This window comes from Stappia sp. 28M-7 (assembly GCF_014252955.1).
GTDB lineage: Bacteria > Pseudomonadota > Alphaproteobacteria > Rhizobiales > Stappiaceae > Stappia.
The window spans coordinates 3,389,460-3,409,842 of record NZ_JACMIA010000001.1 but is presented as its reverse complement, the minus strand read 5'-3'; the positions used below and the strand labels follow the sequence as shown (position 1 = coordinate 3,409,842).

General features: G+C 67.3%; 21 protein-coding genes. 5 read left to right on the top strand and 16 right to left on the bottom strand.

The genetic code is table 11. The annotated features are described in order from the left end of the window. The first annotated feature begins 282 nt into the window (after positions 1-282). Together H7H34_RS15290 and H7H34_RS15285 are read left to right on the top strand one after the other, a co-directional pair. Positions 283-1,080 (top strand): matrixin family metalloprotease, encoded by a 798-nt coding sequence (locus H7H34_RS15290; RefSeq protein ID WP_185925684.1) that lies wholly within the window; start codon positions 283-285, stop codon positions 1,078-1,080. A 194-nt stretch (positions 1,081-1,274) separates the two neighbouring features. After that, the gene (locus H7H34_RS15285; RefSeq protein ID WP_185925683.1) at positions 1,275-1,898 is read left to right on the top strand and encodes a PRC-barrel domain-containing protein; all 624 of its coding nucleotides are present in this window, start codon (positions 1,275-1,277) and stop codon (positions 1,896-1,898) included. A 114-nt stretch (positions 1,899-2,012) separates the two neighbouring features. On the opposite strand, the gene H7H34_RS15280 is transcribed toward H7H34_RS15285, so the two are convergent. Beyond that, entirely contained in the window at positions 2,013-2,930 is a 918-nt protein-coding gene (locus H7H34_RS15280) for a PhzF family phenazine biosynthesis protein (RefSeq protein ID WP_120267189.1), read from the bottom strand. Positions 2,931-3,138: 208 nt separating this feature from the next. Here H7H34_RS15280 and H7H34_RS15275 point away from each other — a divergent pair, with 208 nt between their 5' ends. After that, the gene (locus H7H34_RS15275) at positions 3,139-3,852 is read left to right on the top strand and encodes an SDR family NAD(P)-dependent oxidoreductase (RefSeq protein ID WP_185925682.1); all 714 of its coding nucleotides are present in this window, start codon (positions 3,139-3,141) and stop codon (positions 3,850-3,852) included. A gap of 88 nt (positions 3,853-3,940) precedes the next feature. Then, positions 3,941-4,732, top strand: coding sequence for an oxygen-dependent tRNA uridine(34) hydroxylase TrhO (gene trhO / locus H7H34_RS15270; RefSeq protein WP_185925681.1), 792 nt, complete (start codon positions 3,941-3,943; stop codon positions 4,730-4,732). A 13-nt stretch (positions 4,733-4,745) separates the two neighbouring features. Here trhO and H7H34_RS15265 read toward each other — a convergent pair whose 3' ends face one another. The 3 genes from H7H34_RS15265 to H7H34_RS15255 all read right to left on the bottom strand — a co-directional run bounded on the left by H7H34_RS15265 (position 4,746) and on the right by H7H34_RS15255 (position 6,865). Then, positions 4,746-5,627 (bottom strand): SMP-30/gluconolactonase/LRE family protein, encoded by an 882-nt coding sequence (locus H7H34_RS15265; protein WP_185925680.1) that lies wholly within the window; start codon positions 5,625-5,627, stop codon positions 4,746-4,748. A gap of 106 nt (positions 5,628-5,733) precedes the next feature. Then, complete coding sequence (locus tag H7H34_RS15260) at positions 5,734-6,168, bottom strand: response regulator (RefSeq protein ID WP_245165438.1); 435 nt, start codon at positions 6,166-6,168, stop codon at positions 5,734-5,736. A gap of 196 nt (positions 6,169-6,364) precedes the next feature. Further along, positions 6,365-6,865, bottom strand: a complete 501-nt coding sequence (locus H7H34_RS15255; protein WP_120267193.1) for an Lrp/AsnC family transcriptional regulator — start codon at positions 6,863-6,865, stop codon at positions 6,365-6,367. 136 nt (positions 6,866-7,001) lie between these two features. Between H7H34_RS15255 and ald the strand changes: the two genes are divergently transcribed. After that, the gene (ald, locus tag H7H34_RS15250; RefSeq protein WP_120267194.1) at positions 7,002-8,138 is read left to right on the top strand and encodes an alanine dehydrogenase; all 1,137 of its coding nucleotides are present in this window, start codon (positions 7,002-7,004) and stop codon (positions 8,136-8,138) included. Between the two features lie 90 nt (positions 8,139-8,228). On the opposite strand, the gene H7H34_RS15245 is transcribed toward ald, so the two are convergent. From H7H34_RS15245 to H7H34_RS15190, 12 genes are all read right to left on the bottom strand, one after another. Next, positions 8,229-8,498: a glycine zipper domain-containing protein gene (locus H7H34_RS15245; RefSeq protein ID WP_120267195.1), complete on the bottom strand. Its 270-nt coding sequence runs from the start codon at positions 8,496-8,498 to the stop codon at positions 8,229-8,231. Between the two features lie 126 nt (positions 8,499-8,624). Continuing rightward, positions 8,625-8,894: a glycine zipper domain-containing protein gene (locus H7H34_RS15240; RefSeq protein ID WP_120267196.1), complete on the bottom strand. Its 270-nt coding sequence runs from the start codon at positions 8,892-8,894 to the stop codon at positions 8,625-8,627. A 202-nt stretch (positions 8,895-9,096) separates the two neighbouring features. Then, entirely contained in the window at positions 9,097-10,722 is a 1,626-nt protein-coding gene (gene pgi, locus H7H34_RS15235; RefSeq protein ID WP_185925678.1) for a glucose-6-phosphate isomerase, read from the bottom strand. A 52-nt stretch (positions 10,723-10,774) separates the two neighbouring features. Next, a complete protein-coding gene (locus H7H34_RS15230; protein WP_185925677.1) occupies positions 10,775-11,701 on the bottom strand; it encodes a calcium/sodium antiporter in 927 nt (308 codons plus the stop codon). Between the two features lie 144 nt (positions 11,702-11,845). Then, the gene (locus H7H34_RS15225; RefSeq protein ID WP_120267199.1) at positions 11,846-12,169 is read right to left on the bottom strand and encodes a hypothetical protein; all 324 of its coding nucleotides are present in this window, start codon (positions 12,167-12,169) and stop codon (positions 11,846-11,848) included. Positions 12,170-12,316: 147 nt separating this feature from the next. Then, on the bottom strand, positions 12,317-12,961 hold the full coding sequence (eda, locus tag H7H34_RS15220) for a bifunctional 4-hydroxy-2-oxoglutarate aldolase/2-dehydro-3-deoxy-phosphogluconate aldolase (protein WP_185925676.1): 645 nt from the start codon (positions 12,959-12,961) through the stop codon (positions 12,317-12,319). A 24-nt stretch (positions 12,962-12,985) separates the two neighbouring features. Further along, entirely contained in the window at positions 12,986-14,821 is a 1,836-nt protein-coding gene (edd, locus tag H7H34_RS15215) for a phosphogluconate dehydratase (RefSeq protein ID WP_185925675.1), read from the bottom strand. Positions 14,822-15,001: 180 nt separating this feature from the next. Further along, on the bottom strand, positions 15,002-16,474 hold the full coding sequence (zwf, locus tag H7H34_RS15210) for a glucose-6-phosphate dehydrogenase (protein WP_185925674.1): 1,473 nt from the start codon (positions 16,472-16,474) through the stop codon (positions 15,002-15,004). A 30-nt stretch (positions 16,475-16,504) separates the two neighbouring features. After that, entirely contained in the window at positions 16,505-17,434 is a 930-nt protein-coding gene (locus H7H34_RS15205; protein WP_185925673.1) for a carbohydrate kinase family protein, read from the bottom strand. Next, positions 17,431-18,435 carry an alpha/beta hydrolase gene (locus H7H34_RS15200; RefSeq protein WP_185925672.1) on the bottom strand — a complete coding sequence of 335 codons (1,005 nt, stop codon included), beginning with the start codon at positions 18,433-18,435 and terminating at the stop codon, positions 17,431-17,433. Before H7H34_RS15200 ends, H7H34_RS15205 begins: the two co-directional genes overlap by 4 nt. Before the next feature lie 20 nt (positions 18,436-18,455). After that, positions 18,456-19,235, bottom strand: a complete 780-nt coding sequence (locus H7H34_RS15195) for an ATP-binding cassette domain-containing protein (RefSeq protein ID WP_120267205.1) — start codon at positions 19,233-19,235, stop codon at positions 18,456-18,458. Next, positions 19,232-20,308 (bottom strand): ABC transporter permease, encoded by a 1,077-nt coding sequence (locus tag H7H34_RS15190; protein ID WP_097173596.1) that lies wholly within the window; start codon positions 20,306-20,308, stop codon positions 19,232-19,234. Before H7H34_RS15190 ends, H7H34_RS15195 begins: the two co-directional genes overlap by 4 nt. Positions 20,309-20,383: the final 75 nt, after the last annotated feature.

Here is a 20,383-nt window from a genome sequence, read left to right as displayed (position 1 = left end):
CGCAGGGGAATCCGAAGCAGGCTGGTAATCCTAACTAGGGTGTTCCGGGGTGCTTCGGGAAAAAAGCGGGGTTCGGCGCAAGGGTGTTTGCGTCAGGCCCGCGGCCTGCAGAGTGAGGGTCCCGACATCCGGCACTGGATGATGCCCGGCGCATAGCCGGCCAGCGACAGCGAGGACCCGCTGCATGATCTTCGGTGGAACTCCGGTTTACGGGCCCGGCTCGCTTTGACCCGCGCGACGATCTCCTCCCTTCGTGCGCTGGTGTTTGCAGCCGCTTTGGCATTGCCGGCTTCGGTTGTCCTGGCCGCCGGCCCCCAGGCCCCAGCCGTCGGTGCAAGGACGCTGCAGCCGCCGGCTCGCACCAAGGCACGTCTGCCGCTGGCACGCCTGTTCACGCCGCTTCGGCTCGAGGGATCGATCCTCAAGTGGGGCGAGCCGCGCGTGGGCACGCCGGCACGGGTGACCTATGCCTTCGCCAGCGGGCCGGTCAGCCGTCCCGATGCGCGCAACTGCCGGGAGATGCAGAGCCTCGATCATCTGGCGGAAGCCTCCGGCGAAACGAGCGAGGCGGTCCGTGCGGAAGCAGTCGCCGCGTTTCGCATGTGGAGCGAAGTGAGCGGTCTGGTCTTCGAGGAGGCCGCGGACGGAGACAGCGCGGATATTCTGCTCGGCGCCCAGACGATGCCCCGTGGCTTTGCCTTCACCAACGTGGATTTTGCCCATGAGGATGCGCCCGGCCTGATGGAGGCCGGCGGCTCCGACGGGCGAGGGCTGAACCTGCCTGTCGCAGGAACGGGAAAGGGCGTGCGGACGGCGCCGGTCGCCGCGCGGATCGCGCCGATCACCCGCTCGGCCATCTGCCTCAACCCGGGGCATGACTGGAAGATCGGTTTCGACGGAAACCTTGCCGCGTATGATCTGCGCTACACCTTCGCGCATGAGATCGGCCATGCGATCGGCCTTGATCATCACCTGAAGGGCCTGTCGATCATGCATTTCAAGTATAGTGAAATTTTCCAAGGTCTTCAGGCGGCGGACATTTCCGGCGTGCAGTGGCTTTACGGTCCTCCCGCTCGGTGAAAACAGCCATCCTCTTGCCAGGATCCTGTTGTATGGGGCTGTTTTTCAAAAATATTAAATTATTGTTTTCATGGATCTTGCCCGAAAAGCGAAGGGCCGGAAAAAGATCACGATCGATTCCCAAATTAATCCGACTGTCCAGCCCCGGCGCCATCCCGGTGTTGCGGGCGAGAGACGCGACAAGGGAGTCGATGATGAAGACGCTTCTTGCGACGACCGCAACGCTTGCAATCCTGTCGATGGGGCCGGTCTGGGCCCAGTCGGCGACGGAGCCGCAGGTCGACGAGCCTTTGGTGGAGGAAACGCTTCCGGGCGCGGCGATGCCGGCCGACGAGGCGCCGGACACCAAGACGCCGGACACCGGGATGCCGCGGGCCGAGGCTCCGGCCGCCATGCCCGGCGATGCCGCAGCAACCGCCAGCTTCATCGGCGAACAGCAGGACGGCAACTGGCTGACCAGCAGCCTGATCGGCCTCGGCGTCACCAATCCGGAAGGCGAGACCCTCGGCAAGGTTGCCGCGCTCGAGATCGGGCCGGACGGCCGGGTCGTCTCGGTGGTGATCGAGGCCGGTGGCTTCCTGGGCATGGGCGCGCGGCAGGTGGCCGTGCCCTATGAGGCGGTGCAGCACGTGACGGTGACGCCCGGCGAGCATCAGCTGATCCTTGCCGCTACGGCAGAGGACCTGGAGACGGCGCCCGACTTCGTCACCCTGGTACAGAAGCGCCAGGAGGAGGACGCGATCCGCGCCCAGAAGGAGATGGGAGCGGGCCAGCCGGCCGTGGTCGATCCGGCCAATCCCCCGGGCACGGCGCAGTAAACGTGCGGTCGGGTGAACCGGGAACGGGCTGCGGCGTGCCGCGGCCCGTTCCTCATTTGGGCGCCGCGGCGGCACCTTGAGCGAGAGCGCCGGGCGCGCCGCCGGGACAGCGTGTCAGAGAAACAGCTCGCCCTGCGAGACGATGACGGCCTGGCCGCCGATGCGCACGGCCTTCAGCGCGCCGGCCGTGATGTCGATTTCCAGATCGATGAGCGAGGGGCGGCCCATGTCGAAGCCCTGCTCGATGCGCAGGTAATGGGTTCCGTCGGTCAGCTTGTCGAAATGCCGGATGACGCCGGAAAACGCGGCCGCGGCCGCGCCCGTGGCGGGATCCTCGCCGATGCCCATATGCGGGGCGAACATGCGGGCGGCGAAGGTGCTGTCCTGGGAATTGGTCTGCCGGCAATAGAGATAGGCGCCCATCTCGCCGCGGCGGCCGAAGGCTTCCTCCCAGTGACGATGCACGGGAGACACGCGCGACAGGGCATCGAGAGTGGCCACGGGCACGAAGGCGAAGGGCACGCCCGCCTCGAAGGCGCAGGGGCGGTGGTTCTCGAAGCCGATCTCGTTGGGCTCCAGGCCGACGGCGGCGGCGATGATCTCCCTGTCGCCCAGCGGGTCGCAGGGGCGGGGTAGGCGGGGAATGTCGAACTCGGCAAAGCCGGCCGCCCCGTTTTTCAGGACCACACCGCAGCGCACGTTGCCGACCGTCTCCTCCAGCACGACCATGGCATTGCGGTCGGCGTCGGAATCCATGTCGCCGAACCGCTCCTTGGCCAGCAGGATGGCGGTGCCGACCGTCGGGTGCCCGGCGAAGGGCAGCTCGCGGGCAGGGGTGAAGATGCGCAGGCGCGCCGAATGGGCGGGATTTTCCGGCGGAAGGACGAAGACGGTCTCCGACAGATTGAACTCGCGCGCTATCGCCTGCATGCGCGCGTCCGACAGGCCTTCCGCATCCAGCACGACGGCCAGCGGATTGCCGGCAAGCGCCTGGTTGGTGAAGACGTCGAGGACGAAGAAACGTCGAGGCATCTTGGGGGTTCCCTGCTGGACGGTGGCGTCGTTTCGTCTTGCCGGACTTCGCGTTGCGCCGGTCCAGCCGGCGACGGGCCAGACTGTGGCATGGAGGGGCGCCGCTTGCCAACCTGCCTGTGAACAAGCCCTTCCTGCCAGGCTAACGTTTCGTTAACTGCTCGGGTTTCGACAAAACCGTCGGCGATGCCTGCGCGTATGTTTCGGCATGACAACCGATCTCACCAGTTTCACCCAGGGCGGGCTTGCGGTGGTTGCCGGCGCGACTGGCGGCATCGGTTCGGCCCTGTTGCAGCGGATCGAGGCGTGCGGCCGCTTCGACCAGGTGGAGGGGCTGGCACGCAGCCTGGCCCCAGGCTTCGATCTTGAGGACGAGGAGAGCATTGCCGCTGCGGCCGCTCGGATCTCTGCGGCCGGAGAGCTGCGGCTGTTCATCGATGCCACCGGCCTTTTGAGCGACGCGCGGATGCAGCCGGAAAAGGCGCTGCGCCAGATCGACCCGGCCGCGATGGAGCGCGCGTTTCGCATCAACGCCATCGGCCCGGCGCTGATGATCAAGCATTTCGCGCCGCTGTTTCCGCGCGAGGGCAAGAGCGTGTTCGCAACGCTTTCGGCGAAGGTCGGCAGCATTGGCGACAACCGGCTCGGCGGATGGATCAGCTACCGCGCGTCGAAGGCGGCTCTCAACCAGATCGTTCGCACCGCGTCGATCGAGCTTGCCCGCCGGCAGCCGGAGCTGCTGCTGCTGGCGCTGCATCCGGGCACGGTGGATACGGGACTGTCGCGCCCCTTCGCCCGCGCCGGGCTCACCGTTCGCACGCCGGACGAAGCCGCCGGCCGGTTGCTCGCGGTGATCGATGCCGCAGGGCGCGAGGACAGCGGCGCCTTCCTCTCCCATGACGGCGAAAGGCTGCCGTTCTAGCGCCGGGCCTGCATGTTGCCAGCGAGGAAGCGACGAGTGTAGAAGGCTCGGCAGGCCGAGACCTTCGCCGACGAGCCCCGACGCAGCCATGACCGACATCCGCATTTCCGCCTTCTACCACTTTGCGCCTCTGCCGGACTACGAGGCCCTGCGCCAGCCACTGCTGGACGTTGCCGGAGCGGCGTGCGTGCGCGGGTCGATCCTGTTGGCCAGCGAGGGCGTCAACGGAACCATCGCGGGGCCCGAGGCGGGCATTGCGCAGGTGCTCGCCTGGCTGAGGGCCGACCCTCGTCTTGCAGCTCTTGAGGAGAAGGCCTCCTGGGCCGGTCGCATTCCCTTCGCCCGCCTCAAGGTGCGGCTGAAGCGGGAGATCGTCAGTCTCGGCGTCGAGGGGATCGATCCGACCCGGGAGGTCGGCACCTATGTGGCGCCGCAGGACTGGAACGATCTCATCAGCGACCCGGACGTTCTCGTCATCGACACGCGCAACGACTACGAGGTCGCCTTCGGGACGTTCGAGGGGGCGAGCTCGCCCGATACCCGCTCGTTCCGCGCCTTCCCCGAATGGCTGCGCCAGCAACGGGAGGAGGCCTGCGCTCCGCGCAAGGTGGCGATGTTCTGCACCGGCGGCATCCGCTGCGAGAAGGCGAGCGCGTTTCTGCTCTCGGAAGGCTTCGAGGAGGTCTACCACCTAGAAGGCGGCATCCTGAACTATCTGGAAAAGGTGCCGCAGGAAAAAAGCCTGTGGCGGGGCGACTGTTTCGTGTTCGACGAGCGGATCGCCGTCGACCACGCGCTGCGCCCGACCTGGGGGCAGAACGCGCCGGAGGAGGCGCTGCCGGTCCTGCCGCGGGATCTGGCGCGCGGCACCGAAGGCTGACGCCGCGCTCCAGCTAGAGGCGGAAGCGAGAGGCCGGCAGGCCGGTTGCCCCGGTCTTCAGGACGAACAGACAGCCCGAATCCGGGAATTCGGAGAGCAGGTCGGGAGCATTGTGCGGGCGCAGGCTCGTCACCACCAGTTCGTCCAGCGCGGGGCCGCAGAAACAGGGCATGGTCGGGCGCGGTACCGGCATGGCAATCGCCTCGATAAGCGTGCCGTCGGGTGCAAAGCAGTTGAGCAGGCCGGCGGAAACGCCCGCCGACCAGTAGCGCCCTTCCGCATCCACCGTGCCGCCATCGGGGCGCCCGGTCTCGTTGGTCAGCTGCGCGAAAAGGCGCCGGGCGGAGATCGCGCCGGTCGCCGCGTCGAAATTCCAAGCCTCGATATGCCCTGGCCGGCTGTCCGCATGATAGAGCACGGTTCCCTCGGGCGACCAGGCAAGGCCGTTGGAAACGGTGACGCCGTCGACAAGGCGTGTCGCGCCGCCCGTGCGGGCCACCCGGTAGAGCGCGCCGATGGGCTGGCGGTCGGGGCGGTCGTCCATGGTGCCGACATAGAAGGCGCCGTCCGGTCCGACCTTGCCGTCGTTGAGGCGGGTGCGGGCATCGTCCGTCTCGATCTCTGCCAGAAGCTCCATGGCGCCGGTGGACAGGGTGAAGAGCACCACCCGGTCGCGCAGGGCGACGACCAGCCGGTCCTCGTCCTCCGTCAGCCCGAGAGAGCCGACGACATCGGGCATCTCCCAGTGCTGTTCCTCGCGGCTCTGCCAGTCGAGCGCATGGATGCGCTTGCCGAGGATGTCGCACCAGTAGAGGCGCTGCAGGCGCTCGTCCCAGGTCGGGCCTTCGGCAAGCTCGCAGCGGGTGTCGCTGAGGCGGGAAATCGCATGGGCCATGGGGTGCTCCTGAGACTGGGAAACGGGTCTCCGTTGTCGGACGACAGGCGCACGCGATCAAGCACCTTGCGCAGGGCAGGTGCAACCGGATGAGGAGGCAATGGGGTCAGGCCCGCGCCTTGTTGCAGTGGGGCCGGGGATTGCGGCGCGCAAGCACGGTGCGCAAGATGCCGGCGGCAAGGCGGGCGATGCAGTCCATGGAGTCCGGCTTGGTGAAAACCGCATCGGCGCCGGCGGCCAGGGCACGTTCGCTCGTCGCCGCGTCTTCTGCCGTGGACAGGATGATGATCGGGGTCGCATCGAGGCAGGACTTCTGCCGCAGGGCGGCCAGAACATCGAGGCCGGTCAGGCCCGGCATGTTCATGTCGAGAAGAATGGCATCGGGGAGCGGCGCGCCGGTGGCAAGGGCCCGCTCGATCTGTGCAAGCGCGTCGGCACCGTCGGCGGCTGCGATCAGCGACAGCTCTCCAGGCTCCGGACAGGCGCGCATGAACAGGTGCCCGAACATCCAGAGATCATCGGGATCATCGTCCACGATCATCAGCGTCAAGTCGGATCCGCTTGCAGAAACCGCTTCTGCTCTCATAGCTGGGCTGCCAAGGCGATAGCTCGCGAAATTTCCGGAACACGGACCCAGTCTATCAGTAAATTAGACAGGGTTCCATAAAGTCGACTGCCGACCTTTTAGGCAGTAGTGACAGGGCGCTCGGGAAATCCACATGCGGGACCGTTCCGGCTCAGCGGTCGTCTTCGTCCGGCAGGGGATAGGCGGTGCTGCGGGCGATGGTGCGGATCGCGAAGGACGAGCGCATCCGCGAGACGCCCGGCAGGCGGGCGAGGTGATCGCGGTGGATGCGTTCGAAGTCGATGGGATCGGCAGCGGTGATGCGTAGCAGGTAATCGGCGTCACCCGCCATCAGATGGCACTCCATGATCTCCGGCGAACGGGCGACCGCCTGCTCGAAGCGGGTCAGCACGTCGTTCGACTGCGAGGTCAGGGAAATCTCGACGAAGATGTTCATCCGCCTGCCGATGCGGGCCTGGTCCAGCAGGGCGACGTAACGGTCGATGACGCCGCTGTCCTCCAGCATGCGGACCCGGCGCAGGCAGGCTGAGGCCGACAGGCCGACCGCTTCGGCAAGATCGGCATTGGCAATGCGCCCGTCCACCTGCAGCAGGGACAGGATGTGACGGTCGATCCGGTCCAGTCTCGCGGTTTCCTTCGAATATTGTTTCATGACTTGTCGTTTCTACGCCTGGATATTGCGTAGATTGTGAAGGGAAGGGCGACAACGCAAGCAAATTCGACGCGTTTTGCCGTAACGTCTTCGATTATCCCGACCGCATGGCGGTCGAGTACGGAGGAGGTTCGAAATGCGCGTCGGTGTCCCTAAGGAAATCAAGAACCACGAGTATCGCGTCGGCCTGACCCCGGACAGCGTCCGGGAACTGGTGGCCAACGGCCATGAGGTGCTGGTCGAGACCGGCGCCGGGCAGGGCATCGGCGCGGACGATTCCGTCTACGAGGCGGCCGGCGCTTCGATCGCCGCCACTCCGGCCGAGGTGTTCGAAGCCTCCACCATGATCGTCAAGGTCAAGGAGCCGCAGGCTTCCGAGCGGGCGATGCTGCGGCCCGATCATCTGCTCTTCACCTATCTGCATCTGGCGCCGGATGCCCCGCAGACGGCCGATCTCGTCAGGTCGGGCGCGACCTGCATCGCCTACGAGACGGTCACGGATGCGCGCGGCGGCCTGCCGCTGCTGTCGCCGATGTCGCAGGTGGCCGGCCGCCTGTCGGTGCAGGCCGGCGCGACCGCGCTGGAGCGCGCCCATGGCGGCGCCGGCGTTCTGCTCGGCGGCGTACCGGGCGTGGCGCCGGCCAAGGTGGTGGTGATCGGCGGCGGTGTCGTCGGTGCTCATGCCATCACCATGGCGCTGGGCCTCGGTGCCGATGTGACGGTTCTCGACCGCTCCATCGATGTGCTGGGCAACCTGTCGGCCCGGTTCGGCGCTGCGCTGCGCACGGTCTACTCCACCCGCTCGGCGGTGGAGCAGTATGTGCTGGAAGCAGATCTGGTGATCGGCGCGGTGCTGGTGCCGGGTGCGGCGGCGCCCAAGCTGGTCACGGCGGACCACGTGCGCCGCATGAAGGCCGGCTCGGTGCTGGTGGATGTCGCCATCGACCAGGGCGGTTGTTTCGAGACCTCGCATGCGACGACGCATGCCGAGCCGACCTATGTGGTCGACGATGTCGTGCACTACTGCGTTGCCAACATGCCGGGCGCGGTGCCGCGCACCTCGACCTATGCGCTCAACAACGCGACGCTGCCCTTCACCCTGGCGCTGGCCAACAACGGCTATCGCAAGGCTCTGGCGGACAATCCGCACCTGATGAACGGCCTCAACGTGCATGCCGGGCAGGTGACCTGCGAGGCGGTCGCGACCGCGCTCGGCTACGACTATGTCGCGCCGGCCAAGGCGCTGGGCAAGGCGGCGGCCGCCGCCGCCTGATCTCGGCTCCAGGGTTTCCTGAGCTCAAACGAAAACAGCCGGCCAGGGTGTCCTGGCCGGCTGTTTTGCCTCACGAAGGATGGCTTTCGCTTACCGGCAGGCTACCCGGTAGGCGCGGCCGTAGCGGTCGTATTCGACACAGTTCTTCGGCGTGGTGGCCGCACCGACCACTGCACCGCCGGCTGCGCCGATCGCACCGCCGACGAGCGCGCCGCCGACATCGCCGGTCGTCGCAGCGCCGATGGCTGCGCCGGTGGCAGCACCGAGACCGCCGCCGACGAGAGCACGGTCGGACTGGCTGTCGGACTGACAAGCGGCAAGAAGCAGGGCGGTCGCCGAAACGATCACGAGTTTATGCATGAAATTCGCCTCCGATTGGTTGGCCGATCTGCGCTTCGACGAAACGCATGCTCCACCGCAACGGTTGGCCGGAGCTTCCGTTGCGGCGGTCAGGCATGTCCCTCTCGGGCAGGCGAGTTTCGACCCTTACGGGCAGGCAACCCGATAGCGGCGGCCGTAGCGATCACGCGCGACGCAGTTCTTCGGTGTCGTGGCCGAACCGACCATGGCACCGCCCACACCGCCGATGACGCCACCGACGAGCGCGCCGCCGACATCACCGGTCGCCGCCGCACCGATCACCGCACCTGTCGCGGCGCCAAGGCCACCGCCGACAAGCGTACGGTCGCGCTGGCTGTCGGACTGGCACGCCGCCAGCAGAAGCGCAGCCGCGCCCACAAGAACAATCCTGACCATCCTATAACTCCTCACGTGTCCACATGGTTCCGGCGAATGTCGCCTCCCGGCAGGCGCCGCGGCAGGGAGACGGAGAGTCATTCCTGCGTTGGCTCCTATCTGAGCACCAAAACCGACCCCAGTCTAGCGGCACGCTAAGGCGAAGCTGTGACGCAGATCATCGTTTGACGTTCTTGCCGAAGAGGCGGTTAACGCTCCGATATCAACGGCTTCGCAGGTGGGCGAGCAGTCCGAGGGTCGAGCTGTCGCGGCCTTGGGCCGGTTCGCGGCCGTCGAGCATGGGCAGCAGCTCGTTGGCGAGCACCTTGCCGAGCTCCACGCCCCACTGGTCGAAGGAGTTGATGTTCCAGATCGCGCCTTCCACGAACACGCGATGTTCGTAAAGGGCGATGAGGCGGCCGAGCGCACGAGGCGTCAAGCGGTCGTGGACGATTGTTAGCGAGGGCCGGTTGCCGGGGAACACCTTGTGCGGGGCAAGGCGGGCGACCTCCGCCACCGACTTTCCTTCGCTTGCAAGCAGTGCCTCGGCTTCCTCGCGCGTGCGCCCGTTCATCAAGGCTTCCGACTGCGCGAGGCAGTTGGCGACCAGCAGGGCGTGATGATGGGCAAGCTCAGGCTCGTGCCCGGTTGCCGCGACGATGAACTCGCAAGGGATCACGTCCGTGCCCTGGTGCAGCAGCTGGTAGAAGGCGTGCTGGCCGTTGGTGCCCGGCTCGCCCCAGACGAGCGGCCCGGTTGCGCAGTCGACGGGTGCGCCGGCTAGCGTCACGCGCTTGCCGTTCGATTCCATATCGAGCTGCTGGAGATAGGCGGGCAGACGCGCAAGGCGCTGGTCGTAGGGAAGGATGGCGCGGGCGGGAAAGCCGCAGAAGTTGCGGTGCCAGATCCCGGCAAGTCCCAGCAGGACCGGCAGGTTTTGTGTCGCCTCGGCCTCCAGGAAATGCCGATCGAGCGCATGGGCGCCCTCCAGAAAGGCGGCGAAATCCTCGGGCCCGACGGCGATCATCACCGGCAGGCCGATGGCCGACCAGACCGAATAGCGCCCGCCGACCCAGTCCCAGAAACCGAAGACGCGGGCGGGATCGATGCCGAAGGCACCGACCTTTTCCAGCGCGGTGGAGACGGCGGCGAAATGCGCGCCGACGGCGTCTTCGCCCAGGGCCTTGACGATCCACTGCCGCGCCGTGCGGGCATTGGTCATGGTCTCGATGGTGGTGAAGGTCTTGGACGCGACGATGATCAGCGTCGAGCGCGGGTCGAGCCCTTGCAGCGTGTCGGCGATATGGGCGCCGTCGACATTCGAGACGTAATGCAGGCGCGGTCCGTCGGCGAAGGGCGACAGGGCGGCCGTCACCATGGCCGGGCCGAGATCCGAGCCGCCTATGCCGATATTGACCACGTCCGTGAAGGGGCGTCCGGCGGCGGAGAGGATCGACCCGTCGCGAATCCCACGGGCAAAGCCCTCCATCCGCGCCAGCGTTTCGCGCACGCTCGGCATGACGTCGCGCCCGTCCACCAGCACGGGAGTTTCGCCCCGGTTGCGCAGGGCGACATGCAGCACGGCGCGCGCCTCGGTGGCGTTGATCGCCTCGCCGGCGAACATCGCCTCGCGGCGTGCTTCCATGCCCCGGTCGCGGGCGAAGGCGGCCAGGGCCGCGATGGTATCGCGGTCCCAGTGCATCTTCGACAGATCGAGCAGCAGATCCTCGAAGCGGAAGCAAAGGCTGTCGAACCGGCCCGGGTCCTGCGCGAACAGGTGGCGAAGGCCGGCGGCGCGGAACGCCTCGGCCTTCTGCTTCAGGTCTTGCGGGAACGCAGGTCCGGTCATGGCTGTACTCCTCCTCATGGGTTGGGCGGTGCCGCCAGGACCAGACAGTGCGTCAGACGAACAGCACGACGCAATACCAGGCATAGACGGCAAGAAGGGCCAGGCCTGCCCATCGGGGCACGCGGTGCACGACTGTCAGCAGTGCCGCGATGGCAAGGGAGACCGCAAGCATCACCGGGATGTCGAAGGCCACCATTTGCGGGGCCACGGGGACAGGGGAGATGGCGGCGGTCACGCCCAAGATACCGAGAATGTTGAAAATGTTCGACCCGACGACGTTGCCGACGGCGATTTCCGGCTGGCGCTTCATGGCAGCAACGACCGAGGTGGCGAGCTCCGGCAGGCTGGTGCCCACCGCGACGATGGTCAGGCCGATCACCGCGTCCGAAACGCCGACGCCGCGCGCCAGGCTGGTTGCCCCATCGACCAGGAAGTCCGCCCCGAAGACGAGGGCGACAAGGCCGGCTGCAAGGAAGCCGAGCATCTGCCAGAGCTTCAGCGAGGAACCGGTGTCGGGCTCTTCCGCGCCCTGCGAGCGGCCGCGGATGGCGCCGTAGACGAGATAGGCGGCGAGCAGCGTCAGGAGCAGCAGGCCCTGCCAGCCGGCGATCCGCCCATCCATGGCAAGTACCGCCAGCAAGCCGGCGCTGGCCAGCATCACCGCAAGGTCCCGCGAGAGGCCGGGAATGCGCGTTGGCAGCGGCGCGACCAGCACGGCAAGCCCGAGAATGAGCAGGATGTTGGCCGTATTCGAGCCGACGACGTTGCCGACGGCGATATCCGGCAGGCCGGCTAAGGCGGCGTTCAGCGAGACCAGCAGCTCGGGCATGGAGGTGCCGAAGCCGACGATGGTCAGGCCGATCAGAAGAGGGGGAACGCTGAGGCGTGCCGCCAGCGCCACCGCGCCGCGCACGAGAAGGTCGCCGCCGAAGAACAGCAGGACGAGACCGAGGCCCACAAGGGCGATGTCGAGGAGCATGACAATTCCGATCCGGGCATTCGCTGGACGCATCCGTCCCTCGAAGCCATGGCAAGGCCCAGGTCTTGAGAACCGGGGCAGGGCATCCGGGCTCGCCGGCCGGCACACGCGCGCCGCCGGCAAGCGTTCCTTGGAGGAACGCGCTTACCCGGTCCGGGTTGTCGATCCTCGCACTTGGCGATCGGAAGAGACAGGGAGCAAGTCCAACTCGCCGCGAACGGCGAGGACGGCCAGGCGCCAGGTGGCGAAGGCGGCGAGCGGCAGGACCAGCGCGGAGAGGACGATGGCGCTGACCGAGCTGAGCGACATGATGCCGATGAAGGCCCAAAGGAAGCCGAGGGTCATTGCCCAGATTTCGGCGGCAAAGAGCAGCGTTGCGGAGACGACGACAATGAAGAAGGTCAGGCCCGGACGGACTTTCGTCCGGGCTGCAACCGCCGGGGTGGCGGTATCCTGCGACTGTGACATGGATGGATGCCTCATGGAGTGCGGACGAAGGGGTCCGCAGCCAGAAGCAGATGGGAACGGCAAAAATCCCCTTCAAGGGCGAGGACAGGCCAGTGGCAAGATTATTTTCTGCCAAGGCCTGCTCCCTTTCTCGTGCGAGGCCGCGGATCAGGCCGACAGCTGCGCCGCCCGGCGCGCGCGGGCCTCGATGCCGTCCCAGTCCTCGGCGGCTATCGCATCCGGCCCGGCAATCCATGAGCCGCCGACGCACACGACATTCGGCAGACCGAGATAGGTGGGGGCGGTCTTCTCGGTGATGCCGCCGGTCGGGCAGAAGCGCGCGGCCGGCAGCGGCGAGGCAAGCGACTTGAGCAGATTGGCGCCGCCGACAGCCTCGGCCGGGAACAGCTTGAGGCGCGAGTAGCCGGCCTCCAGCAGCTTCATCACTTCCGAGGCGGTGGAGCTGCCCGGCAGCAGCGGCACGTCGTGGTCGGATGCGGCCGCCAGCAGCCGGTCGGTCGCACCGGGCGAGACGACGAAGGTGGCGCCGGCCTCCACGGCGGCCTGATACTGCGCGGCATCCAGAACGGTGCCTGCCCCGACGAAGGCGCCTTGCACCTCGGCGGCGACGGCGCGGATCGCCTCAAGCGCCTTCGGCGTGCGCAGCGTGATTTCGATGGCCGGAAGGCCGCCGCGCACCAGCGCGCGGGCCATCGGCACAGCCTTGGCGGGGTCTTCCACGATCAGCACCGGAATGACCGGGGCTGCCTGCATGATCCGGTCGAGGCGTTCGGTGTTCTGGCTTGTGGCCATAAGGTCAGTCTCCGTGAAGGGGCATCACGCGGCAAAGCCGCTGTTGCCGAATACGTGGGCGCCCTGGTCGGCGGGACCGGCGAAGGCGCGGAAGGCGGCGAAAAGGTCCCGGCCAACGCCGTGCTGGTGGGCCGAAAGGTCGGCGGTCGAGGGCGTGCGCGCGGCGAACTCCGCCGCATCGACTAGCACCTCGAGCCGGCCCGCAGGGGCGTCGACGCGCAGGAGGTCGCCGTCGCGGATGCGGGAGATGGGGCCGCCGTCGACAGCTTCCGGCGTGACATGGATTGCGGCCGGGACCTTGCCGGAGGCGCCCGACATACGCCCGTCGGTGACCAGCGCGACCTTGATGCCGCGATCCTGCAGCACGCCGAGTGCCGGCGTCAGCTTGTGCAGTTCCGGCATCCCGCAGGCGCGCGGACCCTGGAAAGGCAGGACGGCGATGAAGTCGGAGGTGAGCTCGCCGGCCTTGAAGGCGGCCTGCAGGGCTTCCTGCGAGGCGAAGACGCGGGCCGGAGCCTCCACGATTTGCCGCTCCGGCGCGACGGCGGAAACCTTGATCACCGCGCGGCCGAGATTGCCCTCAAGGACCGTGAGGCCGCCGTTCTTCTGGAACGGCTCGCTCGCCGTCGACAGGACCTTCGGATCGCCGCTTTCGCGGGTTGCCGGCACCCAAGCGACGCCGCCTTCCCCGGTGAGGCGCGCCTCGCTCGTATAGGCGTCGAGCCCGGTGCCGTTGACGGTGCGCACGTCGCGATGCAGCAGGCCTGCTTCGAGCAGTTCGCCGATCAGGTAACCCATGCCGCCGGCTGCCTGGAAGTGGTTCACGTCCGCAAGCCCGTTCGGATAGATGCGGGCGATCAGCGGCACCACGTCGGAGAGGTCCGAAATGTCGTCCCAGGTGAGGCGGATGCCGGCGGTGGCGGCGATGGCGACCAGATGCAGGGTGTGGTTGGTGGAGCCGCCGGTGGCATGCAGGCCGACGACGCCGTTGACGATGGCGCGCTCGTCGATCATCTCGCCGACCGGCGTATAGGCATTGCCGAGGGCGGTGAGTGCCAGCGCGCGCTTTGCCGCCTCGCGGGTCAGCGCATCGCGCAGCGGCGTGTTGGGATGGACGAAGCTGGCGCCCGGCAGGTGCAGGCCCATGATCTCCATCAGCATCTGGTTGGAATTGGCGGTGCCGTAGAAGGTGCAGGTGCCCGGCGAGTGGTAGGACTTGCTCTCGGCCTCCAGCAGTTCGGCGCGGCCGATCTTGCCTTCCGCATAGAGCTGGCGGGTCTTGGCCTTCTCATCGTTGGGCAGGCCCGAGGGCATCGGACCGGCGGGGACGAACACGGCGGGCAGATGGCCGAAGGACAGCGCTCCGATCATAAGGCCCGGAACGATCTTGTCGCAGATGCCGAGGAAGACGGCGGCGTCGAACATCTGGTGCGACAGGCCGATGGCGGTCGACATAGCGATCACGTCGCGGGAAAACAGCGACAGCTCCATGCCGCTCTGGCCCTGGGTGATGCCATCGCACATGGCCGGCACGCCGGCCGCGACCTGGGCGACAGCACCGACCTCGCGCGCCGCATCGCGGATCAGGCCGGGAAAGCGCTCGTAGGGCTGGTGTGCCGACAGCATGTCGTTATAGGCGGTGATGATGCCGAGGTTCGGCACCACGTCGCCGGCCAACCGCTCCTTGTCGGTGACCCCGCAGGCCGCAAAGCCGTGGGCAAGGTTGCCGCAGGAGAGCGTCGAGCGGCGCGGGCCGTTTTCGGCAGCAAGGCGGATGCGGTCCAGATACTGCCCGCGGCTGGTCCGGCTGCGCTTGACAATGCGCTCGGTCACGGCGGCGATGGTGGGATGAAGGCTCATGGCGGTTTCCGTCCTTTCGGTTGCGGTCTGTCCGGCGGGAGTGATCCAGATGGCTCACTTCGGACGACCGGCGATCCTGTTGGACCGGCAGGCAGGGCCTGTTCCGGCACGACGTTTAAATCGATTTAATTTGCCTTTCAACCGGGATGCACGTGCGGCATCCCGGCACACAAGATCGGTCTAGATCAGGTCCTCGAACCAGGTGCGGCCGTCGCGCTCGATCAGGGCGATCGCCGCAGAAGGTCCCCATGTCCCTGACGTGTAGCCCTTCGGTGGCTCCTTCAAGGTCGACCAGGCCTGAAGGATCGGATCGACCCAGGCCCAGGCCGCTTCCACCTCGTCGCGGCGCATGAACAGGGTCTGGTTGCCGCGGATCACGTCCATGATCAGCCGCTCGTAGGCGTCCGGATTGCGCACGGCGAAGGCCTTGGCGAAGGACATGTCGAGGGGCACCTGCCGCAGGCGCATGCCGCCGGGGCCGGGGTCCTTGATCATCACCTGCATGCGCACGCCTTCGTCCGGCTGCAGGCGGATCACCAGCCGGTTCGGCGGGATCGCGCCGGCTTCCTCGCCGAAGATCGAGTGCGGGATCGGGCGGAACTGGACGACGATTTCCGAAACGCGGGCGGCAAGACGCTTGCCGGTGCGCAGGTAGAAGGGCACGTTCGCCCAGCGCCAGTTGGCGATCTCCGCCTTCACCGCGACGAAGGTCTCGGTCTGGGACGCGGGATTGTCGAGCTCTTCCAGATATCCCGGCACCGCACCACCGGCGGAGGCGCCGGCGCGGTACTGGCCGCGTACCGTGGCGCGGGAGGCAAGATCGGCGTCCATCGGCTTCAGCGCCTTGAGCACCTTCAGCTTTTCGTCGCGCACCGAATCCGCGTCCATCGACTCGGGCGGCTCCATGGCGACCAGGCACAACAGCTGGAGGATGTGGTTCTGCACCATGTCGCGCATCGCGCCGGCGGTGTCGTAGTAGCCGGCGCGGCCCTCGACGCCGAGCGCCTCGGCCACGGTGATCTGCACATGGTCGATATGGGCCGCGTTCCAGAGCGGCTCGAACAGCGCGTTTGCGAAGCGCAGGGCCATCAGGTTCTGCACCGTCTCCTTGCCGAGATAGTGGTCGATGCGGAAGATCTGGTCCTCACGGAACACCGCGCCGATGGCAGCGTTCACCTTGCGCGCGGAATCGCCGTCCTTGCCGATGGGCTTCTCGATGACGACGCGGGCAAGCTCCGTGGTCAGGCCGTGAGTGCCGATGCGCTCGCAGATCTGGCCGAAGAAATCCGGCGAGACGGCGAGATAAAAGGCGCGCACGACGTCCTCGCGGCCCGAGAGGGCCGCGGCGAGCTCCGGCCAGCCCCGCTCTCCGGCCGCGTCGACCGCGACATAGGACAGGCGGTCGAGAAAGCGGGAGAGCGCCTCGTCCTCGATGTCCGAGACATGCTCGCTGATCGCCTGGCGGGCGAACTCGCGATACTCGGCGTCCGACATGTCGCGCCGCGAACAGGCGAGGATGCGTGCATCCAGCGGGAGCTGTCCGTCGAGATCGCGGTGATAAAGGGCGGGCAGGAGCTTCCGGTGGGCCAGATCGCCGGTAGCTCCGAAGACAATCAGGTCGAACGGGGCGACTTCGATGACGCGCACGGCCATGGCGGTCCTTTCAATCTTGCGGTGTCGCCGTCAGGCGAGAAGTTCGGCGCGGCGGGGGAGGTCCGCTCCGCGCCGGGTACAGGTGATGGCAGAGGCTTTGCCCGCATAGTCGAGCAGATCGGCGAGCGTGTCTTCCCCGAGAGCGGAAATCGCGCTGCGGGTGCGTGCGGCGATCTCTCCGAGGCGGGTCAGCAGCGCCGCCTGGAACGTGTCGCCGGCGCCCACCGTGTCGACGACAGCAACCGTGCGTCCGGGGACGCTTGCGGTTGCGGTCGCGGTGAACGCGCTTGCCCCCTCGCGGCCGCGCGTTACCACGACGAGGGAGGGGCCGCGGGCGAGCCAGCCGCGCGCGAGCTCTGCCGGCTCGGCGCCCGGAAACAGCGTCTCGGCATCCTCGGAGCTGATCTTGAGCACATCCACATGGGGCAGGAGCTCGTCGAGCCGGCCACGCCAGGCTGCAAGATCCGCAACAACCGTCGGGCGGATGTTCGGATCGTAGGCGATGAGGCGTTTGCTATGCTCGCGGCGCACGAGCTGCAGCAGGCTTTCGCCGATCGGGGATACCAGAGCCGAGAACGAGCCGAGATGGATCGTGTCGACGCTGTCGGGGAGGGCAGGGAGTTGGTCGGGCGAGACCAGCCGGTCGGCCGCGCCTTCCCCGTAGAACGAATAGGCCGGGCTTCCCGAGGCATCGAGGCCGACGACGCTGAGGGTGGTCAGCGCGTCGCTGTCGACGACGAGGCTGGTGTCGACGCCTTCTGTTTCCAGTGCGGACTTGAGGCGACGACCGAAGAAATCGCGCGACAGGCCGCCGAAATACGCGACCGGAACCTCAAGCCGGGCAAGACCCACGGCGACGTTGAAGGGCGAGCCGCCGATACGGGCATCGAGGGTCAGCTGTCCTCCGTCGCCGTCCTCGGCAAAGAGGTCGAACAGCGCTTCGCCGCAGACGAGAATCATTGAACGGGGCTCCTTGGGGATGTCGGGTCGGTGCCATCCAGCACCGTCTCGGCGACGGCCGCGACGACGCCGTCTGCAAGCGGAAGGTCGGGATCCGCATAGGCGGCGAGGTTGCCCTCTCGCTCGGCGGGCGCCGGCTTGAACATGTGGTTGACGCCCTCAAGGCGCACGAGCCGCGCGTCGGGGCAGGCGGCCGCGAGCACTTCGGCGTCGTTCATCGTGACCTGCAGGTCACGGGTGCCCTGGAGGATCAGCACGGGAAGCGTAACTTGCGCGATCATTTTCGCCGGATGGTGGGCCAGCAGATCGATCAGAAATGGCTGAACGGAGGGACGGAAAATCGCTGCCAGTTGCGGATTGACCCCCGAAACGTCGGCCGGCTGCCCTGCCTCCAGTTTCACAAGGATGGTCTCGAGCGCATCCAGCGTCGGCTGGCGAAGGGGATTGTCTTCCGGCAGGCCTTGTTGGAATTGCTCGCGCAGCAGCACGCCAAGCGGGCGGCCGGGCGCTGCCGCGAGCAGCAGCCCGCAGATCCCGTCCGCATCGACGGTCGCGGCCTTGAGCGCGACAAGTCCGCCCTCGCTGTGGCCGAGGATCCAGACGCAGGAGACCCCGGTTTTCTCGCGCAGGACCTTGATCCACGCGCGGGCATCGTCGGCGTAGTCGGCAAGGGTCACAGCCTCGGGGTCGCTTGCGGCCTCGCTGCTGCCGCTGAGGCCGCGCTTGTCGACGCGTGCAGTGACGATGCCGCGCGCGCCCAGTCCTTCCGCCAGCAGGCGCAGGGTTGCGGCCCGGATGTGGGGAAGCTGGTTGCCGTCGCGGTCGCTGGTGCCGGAGCCGGGGATCATCAGCACCACCGGCGCGTCCGTTCCGACAGGGCCGGCCAGCGTGCCGCGCAGCGCTCCCTCCGGTCCGGGAGCCTCGATCTCGGCCGCCCGTGTTCCCACAGGTGGCAAGGCAAAGGGCAGGGCGAGCAGGGCGGCAATCAGCAGCAGTCGCATCGGCAAACGTCTCCGCACTCTCAGGCCGCCGCTGCCTGCGGCGGTTCCATCGCGCCGGTCATGATTGCGACGGCGTCGGACATGGAGAAATCGTCCGGCCTTATGACACAGGCACGACGCCCGAGGCGATGAATATGGATGCGGTCGGCAACCTCGAACACATGCGGCATGTTGTGGGAAATCAGCACGATGGGCAGGCCGCGCGCCTTCACGTCGCGGATCAGGTCGAGGACCTTGCGGCTTTCCTTGACGCCGAGGGCGGCGGTGGGCTCGTCCATGATCACGACCTTGGAACCGAAGGCGGCAGCCCGCGCCACGGCAACGCCCTGGCGCTGGCCGCCGGACAGCGTCTCCACCGCCTGGTTGATGTTCTGGATGGTCATCAGCCCGAGCTCGGAGAGTTTCTCGCGGGCGATCTTCTCCATCGCCTTGCGGTCGAGCTTGCGCAGGTACTTGCCCATCCATCCGGGGCTGCGCAGCTCGCGACCCATGAACAGATTGTCGGCGATGGACAGAGCCGGCGACAGGGCAAGGTTCTGGTAGACGGTCTCGATGCCGGCCTCGCGTGCCCGCATCGGCGAGGAGAAATTGACCGGCTTGCCCTCCAGACGGATCTCGCCCTCGTCCGGTACGACGGCGCCGGAGATCGCCTTGATGAGCGTCGATTTGCCGGCACCGTTGTCGCCGATCACGGCGAGGATCTCGCCGGGATAGAGGTCGAAGTCGGCCCGGTCGAGGGCGACGACACGGCCGTAGCGCTTGACGAGGCCGCGGGCGGTGAGGATCGGTTCGCGGGTCATGCTGCAACCTTTCTGATCCACTGGTCGATGGCGACGGCGCCGATGATCAGCATGCCGATCAGCAGGTAAGTCCATTGCGGATCGGTGCCGATGAGGCGCAGACCGAGGGAGAACACGCCGACGATGAGCGCACCGAACAGCATGCCGAGGATCGAGCCGCGCCCGCCGAAGAGCGAGATGCCGCCGATCACCACGGCGGTGATGGATTCGATGTTGGTGAATTGGCCGGTCGTCGGCGAGACGGAGCCGAGACGGCCGATCATCGCCCAGCCGCCGATGGCGCAGATGAGGCCGGCCAGCGTGTAGACCGAGATGCGCATGCGGGCGACGCGCACGCCGGCAAGCTCCGCCGCGTCCGGATCGTCGCCGATGGCATAGACGTGGCGTCCCCAGGCCGTGTGGTTCAGCACGTAGTTCAGTACCAGGACCAGCAGGAACATGGCGATGACGCCATAGGTGAAGACGGCGCCGCCGATGTTGAACTTCTCGCCGAAGAACTGGAGGATCGGGGCCTGCGCCTCGATGTCCTGGCTGCGGATCGTCTCGTTGGCCGAGTAGAGGAAATTCGCCGCCAGCACGATCTGCCACATGCCGAGCGTGACGATGAAGGGCGGCAGGCGCATCCAGGCGACCAGCGCGCCGTTGATGAAGCCGCAGAAGGTGCCGCAGGCAAGGCCGCACAGCACCGCGATCTCGGGCGGCAGCCCGTAGCGGAAGGTGAACTGGCCCATCACCACGGAGGACAGGACCATGATCGCGCCGACCGACAGGTCGATGCCGGCGGTCAGGATCACCAGCGACTGGGCACAGCCAACAATACCGACGATGGCCACCTGCTGAAGAATGAGCGTCAGGGCGAAGGGCGAGAAGAACTTCGAACCGAGCAGGATGCCGAACACCGCCAGCGAGAGCACCAGGACGATCAGCGGAACGAACTCGGGGCGGGCGTGCAACCGGTGCTGGATCCGGTCGATGAGCGGGCGTTCGGGGCGCTCGAAGGCGGCAACGTCTGTCGAACTTCCGGCAAGTCCCTTCTCGAAGTCGTGTTTTGCGGATGTCTGCGCGTCGCTCATTGGGTCTCCTCCCCGGAACGGTGCCTGGACTGTGGTTTGCGGACTGTCGTGCCGGCAGAGGCTGCCGGCGGATGG

Excerpts from the sequence above, each read along its gene's own strand:
- H7H34_RS15275 (WP_185925682.1), top strand. The coding sequence starts at position 3,139 with ATGACAACCGATCTCACCAGTTTCACCCAGGGCGGGCTTGCGGTGGTT.
- zwf (WP_185925674.1), bottom strand. The coding sequence starts at position 16,474 with ATGGCCGTGCGCGTCATCGAAGTCGCCCCGTTCGACCTGATTGTCTTC.
- edd (WP_185925675.1), bottom strand. The coding sequence starts at position 14,821 with ATGAGCCTTCATCCCACCATCGCCGCCGTGACCGAGCGCATTGTCAAG.
- ald (WP_120267194.1), top strand. The coding sequence starts at position 7,002 with ATGCGCGTCGGTGTCCCTAAGGAAATCAAGAACCACGAGTATCGCGTC.
- H7H34_RS15245 (WP_120267195.1), bottom strand. The coding sequence starts at position 8,498 with ATGCATAAACTCGTGATCGTTTCGGCGACCGCCCTGCTTCTTGCCGCT.
- H7H34_RS15225 (WP_120267199.1), bottom strand. The coding sequence starts at position 12,169 with ATGTCACAGTCGCAGGATACCGCCACCCCGGCGGTTGCAGCCCGGACG.
- H7H34_RS15240 (WP_120267196.1), bottom strand. The coding sequence starts at position 8,894 with ATGGTCAGGATTGTTCTTGTGGGCGCGGCTGCGCTTCTGCTGGCGGCG.
- H7H34_RS15200 (WP_185925672.1), bottom strand. The coding sequence starts at position 18,435 with ATGCGACTGCTGCTGATTGCCGCCCTGCTCGCCCTGCCCTTTGCCTTG.
- H7H34_RS15205 (WP_185925673.1), bottom strand. The coding sequence starts at position 17,434 with ATGATTCTCGTCTGCGGCGAAGCGCTGTTCGACCTCTTTGCCGAGGAC.
- H7H34_RS15195 (WP_120267205.1), bottom strand. The coding sequence starts at position 19,235 with ATGACCCGCGAACCGATCCTCACCGCCCGCGGCCTCGTCAAGCGCTAC.
- H7H34_RS15260 (WP_245165438.1), bottom strand. The coding sequence starts at position 6,168 with ATGATCGTGGACGATGATCCCGATGATCTCTGGATGTTCGGGCACCTG.
- H7H34_RS15280 (WP_120267189.1), bottom strand. The coding sequence starts at position 2,930 with ATGCCTCGACGTTTCTTCGTCCTCGACGTCTTCACCAACCAGGCGCTT.
- H7H34_RS15230 (WP_185925677.1), bottom strand. The coding sequence starts at position 11,701 with ATGCTCCTCGACATCGCCCTTGTGGGCCTCGGTCTCGTCCTGCTGTTC.
- H7H34_RS15265 (WP_185925680.1), bottom strand. The coding sequence starts at position 5,627 with ATGGCCCATGCGATTTCCCGCCTCAGCGACACCCGCTGCGAGCTTGCC.
- pgi (WP_185925678.1), bottom strand. The coding sequence starts at position 10,722 with ATGACCGGACCTGCGTTCCCGCAAGACCTGAAGCAGAAGGCCGAGGCG.
- trhO (WP_185925681.1), top strand. The coding sequence starts at position 3,941 with ATGACCGACATCCGCATTTCCGCCTTCTACCACTTTGCGCCTCTGCCG.
- H7H34_RS15285 (WP_185925683.1), top strand. The coding sequence starts at position 1,275 with ATGAAGACGCTTCTTGCGACGACCGCAACGCTTGCAATCCTGTCGATG.
- H7H34_RS15190 (WP_097173596.1), bottom strand. The coding sequence starts at position 20,308 with ATGAGCGACGCGCAGACATCCGCAAAACACGACTTCGAGAAGGGACTT.
- eda (WP_185925676.1), bottom strand. The coding sequence starts at position 12,961 with ATGGCCACAAGCCAGAACACCGAACGCCTCGACCGGATCATGCAGGCA.
- H7H34_RS15255 (WP_120267193.1), bottom strand. The coding sequence starts at position 6,865 with ATGAAACAATATTCGAAGGAAACCGCGAGACTGGACCGGATCGACCGT.